Annotated in this window: 12 protein-coding genes, 1 pseudogene and 1 riboswitch; of the genes and pseudogenes, 7 read left to right on the top strand and 6 right to left on the bottom strand. The window is 66.0% G+C overall.

Translation table 11 applies throughout. The annotated features are described in order from the left end of the window. Positions 1-93 precede the first annotated feature (93 nt). The 3 genes from gcvH to ASE88_RS11875 form a co-directional block, all read right to left on the bottom strand. Positions 94-465, bottom strand: coding sequence for a glycine cleavage system protein GcvH (gene gcvH, locus ASE88_RS11885; protein WP_056478270.1), 372 nt, complete (start codon positions 463-465; stop codon positions 94-96). A gap of 1 nt (position 466) precedes the next feature. Then, complete coding sequence (gcvT, locus tag ASE88_RS11880; protein ID WP_082466519.1) at positions 467-1,714, bottom strand: glycine cleavage system aminomethyltransferase GcvT; 1,248 nt, start codon at positions 1,712-1,714, stop codon at positions 467-469. Positions 1,715-1,870: 156 nt separating this feature from the next. Next, positions 1,871-1,988: riboswitch (glycine riboswitch) on the bottom strand. 195 nt (positions 1,989-2,183) lie between these two features. After that, positions 2,184-2,822, bottom strand: coding sequence for a hypothetical protein (locus tag ASE88_RS11875; RefSeq protein WP_235527920.1), 639 nt, complete (start codon positions 2,820-2,822; stop codon positions 2,184-2,186). 122 nt (positions 2,823-2,944) lie between these two features. Here ASE88_RS11875 and ispH point away from each other — a divergent pair, with 122 nt between their 5' ends. From ispH to rnhA, 3 genes are read left to right on the top strand one after another with little or no spacing between them, the layout of a single operon-like run. After that, positions 2,945-3,901 (top strand): 4-hydroxy-3-methylbut-2-enyl diphosphate reductase, encoded by a 957-nt coding sequence (ispH, locus tag ASE88_RS11870; protein WP_056478269.1) that lies wholly within the window; start codon positions 2,945-2,947, stop codon positions 3,899-3,901. Position 3,902: 1 nt separating this feature from the next. Then, entirely contained in the window at positions 3,903-4,853 is a 951-nt protein-coding gene (gene thrB / locus ASE88_RS11865) for a homoserine kinase (RefSeq protein WP_055872815.1), read from the top strand. Continuing rightward, positions 4,850-5,314 (top strand): ribonuclease HI, encoded by a 465-nt coding sequence (gene rnhA / locus ASE88_RS11860; protein ID WP_055872817.1) that lies wholly within the window; start codon positions 4,850-4,852, stop codon positions 5,312-5,314. Before thrB ends, rnhA begins: the two co-directional genes overlap by 4 nt. A gap of 633 nt (positions 5,315-5,947) precedes the next feature. Here rnhA and ASE88_RS18390 read toward each other — a convergent pair. The 3 genes and pseudogenes from ASE88_RS18390 to ASE88_RS11845 form a co-directional block, all read right to left on the bottom strand. Then, positions 5,948-6,087 (bottom strand): annotated as a pseudogene (locus tag ASE88_RS18390) (YegP family protein); the annotation flags it as partial. 59 nt (positions 6,088-6,146) lie between these two features. Beyond that, positions 6,147-7,235, bottom strand: a complete 1,089-nt coding sequence (locus ASE88_RS11850; RefSeq protein WP_082466518.1) for an NAD(P)/FAD-dependent oxidoreductase — start codon at positions 7,233-7,235, stop codon at positions 6,147-6,149. Beyond that, positions 7,232-8,236 (bottom strand): alpha/beta fold hydrolase, encoded by a 1,005-nt coding sequence (locus ASE88_RS11845; protein ID WP_082466517.1) that lies wholly within the window; start codon positions 8,234-8,236, stop codon positions 7,232-7,234. The genes ASE88_RS11850 and ASE88_RS11845 overlap by 4 nt, the downstream gene beginning before the upstream one ends. A gap of 19 nt (positions 8,237-8,255) precedes the next feature. Here ASE88_RS11845 and ASE88_RS11840 point away from each other — a divergent pair, with 19 nt between their 5' ends. The 4 genes from ASE88_RS11840 to ASE88_RS11825 form a co-directional block, all read left to right on the top strand. Then, complete coding sequence (locus ASE88_RS11840; protein WP_055872821.1) at positions 8,256-8,732, top strand: prepilin peptidase; 477 nt, start codon at positions 8,256-8,258, stop codon at positions 8,730-8,732. 46 nt (positions 8,733-8,778) lie between these two features. After that, positions 8,779-9,816, top strand: a complete 1,038-nt coding sequence (gene cpaB / locus ASE88_RS11835; protein WP_056478268.1) for a Flp pilus assembly protein CpaB — start codon at positions 8,779-8,781, stop codon at positions 9,814-9,816. 1 nt (position 9,817) lies between these two features. Beyond that, a complete protein-coding gene (locus ASE88_RS11830; protein ID WP_056478267.1) occupies positions 9,818-11,374 on the top strand; it encodes a type II and III secretion system protein family protein in 1,557 nt (518 codons plus the stop codon). A 48-nt stretch (positions 11,375-11,422) separates the two neighbouring features. Next, a partial coding sequence (locus tag ASE88_RS11825; RefSeq protein ID WP_056479432.1) for a CpaD family pilus assembly protein occupies positions 11,423-11,996 on the top strand: 574 nt, incomplete at its 3' end.

Here is an 11,996-nt window from a genome sequence, read left to right as displayed (position 1 = left end):
GGGGGGGGGGGGGGGGGGGGGGGGGAAATGAGACGGGGAGCGACTGGACCAGCCCCTCCCCCGACCCCTCCCGCAAGCGGGAGGGGAGCTAAATCAAAGCCCTTCGACGAAGGCTGCGTAGGCGGCTTCGTCCATGAGGCTGTCGAGCTCGGCGGGATCGCTGAGCGTCAGCTTGAAGAACCAGCCTGCGGCTTCGGCATCCGAATTCACCAGGCTCGAATCGTCGGCGAGCGCGGAATTGCCCTCGATGACGGTGCCCGACACCGGCGAATAGACGTCCGAGGCGGCCTTGACCGATTCGACGACCGCGGCATCGGCGCCCTTGGTCAGCTGCTTGCCGGCCTCGGGAACCTCGACGAACACGACGTCGCCGAGCTGGCTCTGCGCGTATTCGGAAATGCCGACGGTGCCGACGTCACCGTCGACATCGACCCATTCATGATCTTGCGTGAAGAAACGGCTCATATCACTTGGCTCCTGCGCGGACGTAGCGGTGGGGAATGAAGGGCATTGCGGTGACGGTCGCGGTATGGACCTTGCCGCGCTGTGCGATCTCGATGCGGGTACCGGGGGTCGCCAGCGCGAGCGGCACATAGGCCATCGCGATCGGCTTCCCGAGCGTCGGCGCGAAGCCGCCGCTGGTGAGGCGGCCGATCGGCGCGCCGGCGTCGTCGATCACCTCGGCGCCTTCGCGCGCGGGCTGGCGGCCCTCGACGATCAGGCCGACTCGCTTGGTGGCGGGACCCTGCTCGCGCTGCGTGAGGATACGCTCGGCGCCGGGGAAATCGGCGGCCTCGCGGCGACGCTTGGACAGCGCGAACCCGAGGTCCGCCATCACCGGCGTGGTCTCGGGATCGAGGTCGTGACCGTAGAGCGGCAGGCCGGCTTCGAGACGCAGCGAATCGCGCGCGCCAAGGCCGATCGGCTTGATCTCGGGCAGTGCCAGCAGCGCGTCGGCAAAGGCGACGGCGTGTTCGGCGGGGAGCGAAATCTCGACGCCGTCCTCGCCGGTATAGCCCGAGCGGCTGATCCAGAGCGGCACGTCGTTCCAGTGGAACGCGCCCGCGGTCATGAACACGAGGCTATCGATGCCGGGGACAATCTGAGCAACCGCCGCGACGGCCTTGGGGCCCTGCACCGCGAGCAGCGCCTGATCCTCTAGGATGTTGATCGTGACGTCGTCGGGCAGATGCTCGATCAGATAGCTGACATCGTCATATTTGGTCGCGCCGTTGACGACGACGTAGAAGCTGCCGCTCGCGGTCGGCGACGGGTGGAGCGGGTCGTACGCCTCGGGCTCGACGTCCTGCGCGGAGAAAGGCGAGGGCTGATCGTCGGGCAGCCGCGTGGCCATCAGGTCGTCGAGGATGCCGCCATCCTGCGCGAGCAGCAGCGAATAGCGCATCTTGCCCTCGCCAAGCCCGGCGATGTCGCCCGGCAACACGGTTTCGAGCGCGTGCGCGACGCCTTCGCCCGAGAAGACGAGCTGGCCCATATGGCTGACGTCGAACAGGCCGGCCGACTCGCGCGTCCAGGCATGTTCGGCCATGATGCCGTCATACTGGATCGGCATCTGATAGCCGGCGAACTCGACCATCCGCGCGCCCTGCGCGCGGTGCCAGGCGTCGAGCGGCAACGGCAGCACCTCGGGCTCGACGTAATCGTCGGCCTGATCGATGATGCTGGCGTAATCGCGCAGTTCGGGGTCGCTCATATTACGGTCTCCGTCGAAGGGGCGCGCAGCACCCGGTGGTGCAGCGATCCGAACCCCCTCTGTCACGGAACCTGAGAGCTTTCGCGCGGGACTTGTCCAGCGCTTACCCCTTCGGTGGCCCTCGGCTTACGCCAGGACGCTTTCCAGAGTGTCGATCAGCCCCGCGCGGTCTCTGGTGCCTGAGAGATTCCGGGGTGGTTGCTCCTTCGGCGGTTCCCTGCCCTTTTCAGGCCAGCCCTCAAAGGACCAGGAAACGCTCTCCCGCGCGGTGCCATGCCGGTCGCCCGACATCGACGCGGCAAGTTGTGACGCGGCGCACAATCTTAGTCAATCGAGGGTTTCGGGTGCTGCGAAGAAATGCGCTGGCTGTTCCCCCGCGGCGGCGGGGGGCCAGGTTTGCAGGCGATGGCGTTTGAGACCCCGGGCCCCCGCCTTCGCGGGGGAACAGCCTCTAGGCCATCGTACAAGATCAGCGCGTGGCGTTGTACTTGAGCTGGTCGTCGGTAAGCTGGAAGCCAACGAGCGCCTCGAAGCTTGCGCGCAACACGGCCTGCCGCACTTCGGGGGTGCTCAGCGGATCGACGGCTGCGTCCTGATCGCCGGCCTTGCGCTTGCGGGTCAGCTTCTCGCGGACGTCGTCGGGCAGTGTTGCCGCCGAGCGCGCCACGGTCGCCGACGCGGTCGCCGAGGTCGAGGCGAGCGCCTGCCCTGCATCGAAGTGCAACGCCACGCGGCCGATGCGCTTGGCGACGACGGCGCTGCCGCCGCGGACGACGGTGATGAAGTAGGGGAGCGTCACGTCGCGCGGCGCGTCGGTACGATTGCGCCGCGCGCGGATGTCGAAGGTGACGCTGGTGACGATCTGGTCGGTCGCGTCGGCACAGGTCGAGCGGACATTGGTCATCAGCGCGGCGACGTCGATCGCCGACTGGTCGCGGCTGCCGGCCGGATCGAACAGCGTGATGTCACCCGTCGCCGCCGGGATCGCGACCGGGGGGCAGACCGAGCGGACTGCGGAGATGCCGCCGGTCGCGTCGACTTCGCCCTTGCCGGCGCACCCGCTCAAGAAAACAGCGACAGCCGATACGGCGAGGATGGGGGCTTTCACGGAAACGCGTACCTTCTCGAACGAGCGAAGGGAGCACCGCGACGGCACGCGCTCCCTGGTCGGCGGACACCATAGGAACCGGCTATCGTCCAGGCAAGCAATCGCGTAGAGGCTGGCGCATCATGAGCTCAATCGACAAGCCGCCGCTCGAACTGCTGATCGCAGCACCCCGAGGCTTTTGCGCGGGCGTGGACCGTGCCATCCGGATCGTCGAGCTGGCGATCGAGAAGCATGGCGCGCCGGTCTATGTCCGCCACGAGATCGTCCACAACAAGTTCGTCGTCGACACGCTGAAGGCGCAGGGCGCGATCTTCGTCGAGGAACTCGACGAGGTGCCCGATGGCGCCCCGGTCGTGTTCTCCGCGCACGGCGTGCCCAAGTCGGTGCCGCTGGATGCACAGAGTCGCGGTCTCGAATATCTCGACGCGACCTGCCCGCTGGTGTCGAAAGTGCACCGCCAGGCCGAGCGGCTCGTGGCGCAGGGGCGGCATATCGTGTTCATCGGCCATGCCGGGCATCCCGAGGTGATCGGCACGTTCGGACAGGTGCCCACGGGCGCGATGTCGCTGATCGAGACGGTCGAGGATGCCGAGATGTTCGCGCCCGCCGATCCGGCCAACCTCGCCTTCCTGACGCAGACGACGCTGTCGGTGGACGATACCGCCGCCGTCGTGGCGACGTTGCAGCGCCGCTTCCCGCTGATGCTCCCCCCACGCGGCGAGGACATCTGCTACGCGACGTCGAACCGCCAGACCGCTGTGAAGGCGATCGCGCACAGTGTCGATGCGGTGCTGGTGATCGGCGCGCCGAACTCGTCCAACTCGGTCCGCCTCGTCGAGGTCGCCGAGCGCGAGGGGACGCCGGCGATGCTGATCCAGCGCGCGAGCGAACTCGACTGGGATTTCCTGGCGGGCGTCGGCACGCTGGGGATCACGGCCGGTGCATCGGCCCCTGAGTTGCTGGTGCGCGAACTGGTCGACCGGTTGTCCGAGCGCTTCACAGTGTCCGAGCGCGAGGTCGAAACGAACCGCGAAACGATCGCGTTCAAGCTGCCGCGCGGACTGGAGTCGGCCGCCTAGCATGGCGGTCTATACTCAGGTCTCGGCCGAGGCGCTGGGCAGCTTTCTCGCGCGCTACAACCATGGCGAGCTTCTGTCCGCCAAGGGCATCGCCGAGGGAGTGCAGAACAGCAACTACCTCGTCGAGACGACCGCCGGCCGCTACATCCTGACGCTGTACGAGGAGCGCACGTCGACCGAAGACCTGCCGTTCTTCCTCGATATGCTTGATCATCTTGCCAGCGACGGCAATCCGGTGCCGCGCGCGCTGCCCGACCGGGACGGCGTCGCGATCCAGCAGCTGGCTGGGCGATCGGCGTGCCTGATTGAGTTCCTGACCGGCGTGTCGGTGTCACATCCCACCGCTGCTCAGGCCTATGCAGCGGGCGCGGCGATGGGTCACATGCACACTAGCCTCGCCGGTTTTACGCAGACCCGCGCCAATCCGCTCGGGGCGGACACCTGGGGGCCATTCCTCGCGCGATGCGGGCGCGATATCGATTCGATCGCACCGGGGTTGTTCGACCGGACCGAGGCCGCGCTGAAGTCAGTCCTGGCGCAGTGGCCGCGCGACCTGCCGATGGCGGCCATCCATTCGGATCTGTTTCCCGACAACGTGCTGATGCTTGGCGACCGGGTGACCGGGGTCATCGACTTCTATTTCGCGTGCACCGACATCCGCGCCTATGACTTGGCCGTCATGCATACGTCCTGGGCGTTCGACGGGAATGGCGAGAATTACGATGCGGCGATCGGCAAGGCGCTGATCGATGGCTATGCCGGCCAGTTCGCGCTGTCCGACGCCGAGCGCGCGGCGCTGCCGATCCTCGCGCAGGGCGCGTGCTTGCGGTTCCTGCTGACGCGGGCGTGGGACTGGCTCAATACGCCGGCGGATGCGCTGGTGACGCGCAAGGATCCGCTCGCCTATTGGCGGCGGCTCGAGACGTATTTCAAGGACGATCTGTTTGCATGACTGACGAAGCTGCCATCTCCATAACCAAGGTCGAAATCTTTACCGATGGCGCTTGTAAGGGTAATCCGGGCCCCGGCGGCTGGGGCGCGGTGATCCGGATGGGGGCGCACGAAAAGGAATTGTCGGGCGGCGAATCGCCGACGACGAACAACCGGATGGAGATGACCGCGGCGATCGAGGCGCTCAACGCGCTGACGCGGCCGTGCGCGGTGACGCTATACACCGACAGCAAATATGTGATGGACGGCCTGACCAAGTGGGTGAAGGGCTGGCAGCGCAACGGCTGGAAGACCGCCGACAAGAAGCCGGTGAAAAACGCGGAGCTGTGGCATGCGCTGCTCGCCGCGGTCGCGCGGCACCAGATCGAGTGGCAATGGGTCAAGGGTCATGCCGGGCACCCGGAAAACGAGCGCGCCGACAAGCTGGCGAGCGATGCCGCGGTGGCGGCGGGGCGGCGCTAGGTCTTAGGACTGCAACGATTCACCTCGGCAAAGGCCAGCAACCAGACGAATTTGATGATGAGGCCCCTTTCGTCACGCCGACGTCTCCAGTCTCGTCCGGACCGACGCCGGGGGCGCACAAAATGACCCGCTGGCGGCATCACCCGGCGATGGCCGAAGAGTAGGACCGCGACCATTCGACGGCGAGTGCGCCGCCCCCCAATAGCGTCGCCGACCGGCGTGTTCGACCGCCCTATCCCTCGCCAGTAGGAGTCGCGGTTCGATGTATGATCGATGATGACTACGCTGCGGCGATCGTAGACGCGCATGCACGGATTATCGGCACGGATGAACGGTCGCGTGCTCTACCAAGAAGGTAATATAGATAAGCTCGGTAAGGATCAGTTCGCCGTACGCATCGATGAAGTATACCGCGCCTCCCGAGACAGAATGGCCCATTACACTCACGCTCAACATCCGCGAGACACCTGCGCCGCATTACCGCCAATTATTTCCTTATCGCGCTATAAAATTGCCCCGCCGTTTATGGCTTATCGGGTTCTAGCCAAGTGGACCGATCGCTCTTTCCTGGATTTTGACGACCAACCCAGCGCGATCGAGCTCCAACAGAACGGGTTCGGCTCGGTCGAAAGGTCAGGCCTCGTCGACCGGCGCAGTGGGGACGTTCTTGAGGATCGACTCGATTGCATTCCGGGCACCGGACTTGCTCGAATAGCCTTCGGTTCAGAACATCGTTCGCCGTTGTACGTGAACTTGGCGACATACTCGCTGCTCGATCAAGAACTCGTGCGCCGTGTCGCTTACCCTAGGTGAAGGACGGCGGCAGGCTAACTTAGAACCGATGAGGTGAATAACGCGCGGGGTCGATCGCCGCGACGGTCTGATCCGCACTTGTGCCGAGCAGAAGGCCGGTGGCGAGCAACGCGGCGGCGGGGGCGGTCTGGATACCAAAGCCGCCCTGCCCCGCGCACCAGAAGAAGCTGGGTACGTCCACGTCATATCCGTAGATCGGCAGGCGATCAGAGGCAAAGGTACGCAAGCCCGCCCAACTCCGTTCGACCGCGGCGACGCGCCAATCGACGACATGCTCGAACCGTTCGATGGCGATCGCGACGTCGATCTGTTCCGGTGCTGCGTCGCACGGCTGGCTCGCAGTTTCGTCGTGCGGGCTCAGCCACAGCCGCCCGCCCGGCTCAGGCTTGAAATAAAACCGACCGGCAATGTCGGCGATGTGCGGCAGTCCCGCGGGGGCGCCGGGGTCGGTACGGAGTTGCACCATTGTCCGGCGATAAGCTTGCAAGCCAAGCGGGCGGACGCCGGCCCGGATCGCGACATCATCCGCCCAGGCGCCGGCCGCATTGACGAGTGTGCAGGCGTGGAAGTTGCCGGCTTTCGTCTCGATCCTCCAGACACCGCTCGCGCGTGTCGCACCCATGAAGGCGGCATCGCTGACAAAATCCGCGCCGGTGCGGCGCGCGGTGGCGATACTCGCGGCATGGAGCGCGGCGACGTCGATATAGGCGCAACTCGCCTCTTGGACTGCCAGCGCCCATTCGGGGCGAAGGCCGGGAACGAACGAGGCGGGGTCGACGCGGTCGAGCGTGACATCGCTGTCGGCGAATTCCGTGAGGAACGAGTCGATTGCCCCAGCATCCTCGGCGCGACCGATGTGCAGCGAACCGAGTGGCGCGAGGTGTCCGCCAGCCTTAAGAATCGGGCCGGAGGCAGTGGTAAGCGGCTGGATCGCCGGTCCACCATAGGTTTCGGACCAGAATGCCGCCGAGCGACCGGTTGCGTGATAGCCGGGCGTGTCCTCGGCTTCGAGCACCACGATGCGCGCGCGCGATCCGATCGCCGCCGCGAGACTGGCGCCGGCCATGCCGGCACCGACAATGGCGATATCGTAGACGCGTTTCGTCACCGCGGTGGCACCACCGCGTCGAGAAACGAATCGATCGCCGACAGTGCGCGATCGCGGACGATGTCTGCTTCACGCAGGATCTCGTGTGCCGACTCGCGTCCGAAGCGGACGATCTGTGCGTCGGGCAGGCGTGCGCCAAGTCGCAGCGCCGCACGCGGGTCGACCAGCTTGTCGGCCTCTGCAATGAGCATCAACACCGGCGTCACGATCGATTCGATGCGCGGATCGACCGCGAGCGCGGCGGCGCCGGCAAAACCTTGCGCGAGCCAGGTCCAGCTCGGCGGTCCGAGCCGCAGATCGGGATGCCGGTCCTGCCACCACCCCTCGTCCCGGTAGCGCGACACGTCGTGCGTCAGCAGCGATTGCCGCGAGGCGACCGAACCGGGACGTTCATTGGTCCGCCATGCCGCTCGCGCCGAGTCGCCGAACGACGCCATCCAGCGTGCGACCCGCCCCGCTATACCCGCACCGATCGGCGATTTGAGCCCGATCATCGGCGCGACCAGGATCGCCGCCGCGGGATCGATCGATCGATCCGCCAGACCCCGCACGATCATCATGCCGCCCATCGAATGGCCCAGCACGATTTTGGGCCCCTCGCCCTCAGCGCTCCAGTCCGTCCAGAACGCGGCAAGGTCGCGGTCGTACACCGCATAGTCATCGACGTGACCGACCCGCGGGTTGCCCGAGAGCCGCCCGGAGCCGCCTTGCCCGCGCCAGTCGAACGCCGTGACGGACCAGCCGCACGCGTGAAAATGGGCCAGCGTTTCAAGGTATTTCTCGAAGATATCGCCGCGCCCGGTTTGGAACAGCAGGCGGCCGCGCGGATGAGCGGCGGGCCAGTCGAACCGGCGCAGCGTCCAGCGATCCGGCGCGGTCCAGTATCCGATCCGCGCGCCTGCGGGGATCGCACGTCGAACGGGATCGGCATCACCAAGCTTGGCGACGCGCCCGAAACGGGGCGAAGGTTCGATCGGGACGGTTACTTTTTCGAAAGCCATCTTCGTTAGGACCTAGCCGATGGGATGGAACATTGCTCTGCCAATTTTGATTTTCGCGCTCGGGGGCCTGTTGGTATCCGCCGGGATCCAGGACGCACGAACTCGCGAGATCGCGAATTGGAAAAACGCGGCGATCGCCATGCTCGCGCCGCTCTGGTGGTATGCCAACGGACTCGGCCTTTGGCCGGACATGGCGTTGCAGGTCGGCGTAGCCTTGGCGGTATTCGCGCTGTTCCTGGTCGCGTTCCATTTCGGGATGATGGGCGGCGGGGACGTCAAGCTGATCGTCGCTCTGGCGCTGTGGCTGCCGTTTCCGGCGTTCCTGTCGATGCTGATGGTAATGTCGATCGCTGGCGGTCTCGTCACGGTCGTCATGATGATCGAGCGCAGCATCAAAAGTAACTCGGGACAGATCGAAGTCCCCTACGGCGTCGCGATAGCAATCGCCGGCCTGCTCGCCCTGCGCGAACCACTCCTTAATCAGTTTCCGTCATGATTAACGCCGAACCAAAATACCGGCGCCCGAAAGGCACGAACTAATCATGGATAGTCGCAAGATCATATTGCTGGTTGGCGCGCTGATCGTCGCGGGCATCACGGCATTCTTTGCCAGGACGCTGATTGCGGGCAGTTCGGCGCCGCAGGCCGGGGCCGTGGCGATTGCCGCACCGGTGATCGATGGCCCCGAAGTGCTGGTGGCGACACGTTCGCTGCCGGTCGGCACGATCCTCGATGCGACCGCACTGAAGTTTCAGCCCTGGCCAAAGGAGCTGGTCGACAACGCGTATTACCTGCGCGACAAGACCAACCTCCAGTCGCTGCAGGGCACTGTGGTGCGCAGCATCATCACCGCCGGGCAGCCGGTCACGCAGGGTTCGCTGGTGAAGCCGGGCGATCGCGGCTTCCTCGCCGCCGCGCTTGGCCCCGGGATGCGCGCGGTCACCGTGCCCGTGTCGGCTCAGGCGGCGGTCGCGGGCTTCGTGTTTCCGGGCGACCGGATTGATCTGGTTCTGACCCAGACCGTGGCAGGCGGGGGCGATGGCCAGCCGCTGAAGGTGTCCGAGACGATCATGCGTAATATTCGCGTGCTCGCGACCGATCAGCGCACCGACAACCTCGTAGGCGAAGACGGCAAGACCCAGGTCCGCACCTTCTCCAACGTGACCATCGAGGCGACCCCGAAGATGGCCGAACAGGTCGCGGTCGCCCAGACGCTCGGGTCGCTGTCGCTGTCGCTCCGCTCGATCGCGGACAATTCCACCGAGTTGGAAGAGGCGATCGCCTTGGGCGCGGTCAAGGTGCCCGACGGCAACGATCCCAAGGCCGAGAAGGCGATGATGGTGCGGCTCGCGAGCCAGCCATCGGCGGGTGCGTCAAGCTATCAGACCGGGGCTGACGTCTCGCGCTATCAGCGCAGCACGGTGCCGGGCAAATCGGTCGAAGGCGGCGGTGGTCCGGCGATGCAGGGCGTGCCTGTCGCGCAGTCGAGTGGTGGTGGCGCGCCGATCGTCCAGGGCCCCGTGGTCCGGATCGCACGCGGCAACGCAATGACCATCGTTCCGGTCGGGGGGAAGAACTGAGATGCGTATACGGATGACCCCGCTCGGCTGGCCGCTGGCCATCGCACTGGTCGCGGTCAGTGCCGCGCCGTCGACGCCCGCGATCGCCCAGCATCGCGGTGCGGCGATCGCCCCGGCTGGGTCGCCGGTCGTCCAGGTCAACACGGGCCGCGGACGGCTGGTGACGCTGGCGCGGCCAATGACCGACCTGTTTGTTGCCGATGATACGATCGCCGACGTCCAAGTCCGTTCGCCAACGCAATTGTACCTATTCGGCAAGAAGACTGGCGAAACGACGATCTCTGCGACGACCAAGGGCGGCGCGGTGGTCTATGCAGCGACCGTCCGCGTCGGCAACAATCTCGACTCGGTGCAACAGATGCTCGGGCTGGCGATGCCCGAGGCGCAGGTTGTCGCGACGCCGATGAACGGGCTGATCCTGCTGACCGGCACCGTCCTGGCGCCCGAGGATGCCGCAGAGGCCGAGCGGCTGGTCCAGGCCTTCGTCGGCGACTCGACCAAGGTCCTGTCACGCCTCAAGACCGCAACGCCGCTGCAGGTGAACCTCCAGGTGCGCGTCGCCGAGGTCAGCCGCAGTTTCGTCAAGAACATCGGCGTCAACCTGCTGACGCAGGATCGCGGCGGATCGGGCATCCTCTTCGGCAGCACGACGGGCGCGCCGGGGACGATCACCTATAATCCGACGACCGGATTGAAGACGTCGACTTACACGAAGGGTGCGCAGCGTACGACGCTCGGCCTCGCGGGCAGTCTTCTCGGTCTCGATTTCCTCGCCGCGATCGATCTTGGTGAAACCACCGGTCAGGTGACGACGCTGGCAAACCCGAACTTGACCGCGTTGTCGGGTGAGACGGGGACGTTTCTCGCGGGTGGCGAGGTGCCGATTCCGTTGGCGCAGGCGCTCGGCACGGTATCGGTCGAGTATAAGCAATATGGCATCAGCCTGGCCTATACGCCGACGGTTCTGTCGGACGGTCGTATTTCGCTGCGGGTTCGTCCCGAGGTTTCGCAGCTCGATTATTCAAACGCAGTCACCCTGAGCGGCACGCGCGTACCGGGGCTGACCACGCGTCGCACCGAAACCACGGTCGAGCTCGGCTCGGGCCAGAGCATGATGATAAGCGGCCTGCTGTCGAACAGTCACAACAACTCTTACGACAAGACGCCGGGGCTCTCGAGCCTGCCGATCATCGGCGCGCTCTTCCGGTCAAATGCGTTCCAGCGCAATGAGACCGAACTGGTGATCGTCATCACGCCATACCTAGTGAAGCCGGTCAACAACGCCAGCGACATCGCGCTGCCGACCGACGGTGCGCGCGCACCGACCGATCTCGACCGTGTGTTGCTGGGAACGCTGAGCGCAAGCGGCGGTGGCAAGCGACCGGTGCCGACGGTCGCACCATCGGCTTACGCACAGCCGTCGGCCGGGGCCGCCGCCCCGGCACTGCCGGTACCGCGCGGCGATGCCCGCCGCAACGAGGACGCCGCTATCCCGGCGGGCAGCAAAAGCGCGAAGGCTAGGACCACCGCTCTTCCCGCCCCCGGCTTTTCAAACTGACCGGCGCGCACTGACATGAGCCCGCGCCTCACGCACCAAGGATATCCGATGATCAAGCAATCGATCCTAGCGTCCCTCCTGCCCGCCTTATTGCTGGGCGGCTGCATGGGCACCGAGAATCGCGGCCTCGAATCGGTCCATCAGCCGGTTGTCACCCGATCCGACTATGCGATTGATCTCGGCGTGACGGGAGGCGCGCTCGCGCAGGGCGAGCAGCAGCGGCTGGCCGGTTGGATCGCGACGATGCATCTCGGCTATGGCGACCGCGTCGCCATCGACGATCCCGCCGCAGAAGGCTATCGCGTGCGTGCCGACGTCGCTGCGGTGGTGGCGCGGTACGGTCTGTTGCTGAGCACCGACGCGCCGGTGACGCCTGCAGCACTGACCCCCGGATCGATCCGCGTGGTGATCAGCCGGATGCGCGCGGATGTGCCGCGGTGCCCCGACTGGTCGCGCAACTCGTCCGACGATTTCACCGCCAACACCTCGTCAAACTATGGCTGCGCGAGCAACCGCAATCTGGCGGCGATGGTCGCCAATCCGGCCGATCTGGTCCGCGGGGCGCCCGGCACCGAAACCAGCGATGCCGCGCTGTCGTACAAGGCGATCGACACGTATCGCA

The organism is Sphingomonas sp. Leaf38 (assembly GCF_001421825.1).
Lineage (GTDB): Bacteria > Pseudomonadota > Alphaproteobacteria > Sphingomonadales > Sphingomonadaceae > Sphingomonas.
This window is presented reverse-complemented; position numbering and strand designations above follow the sequence as displayed.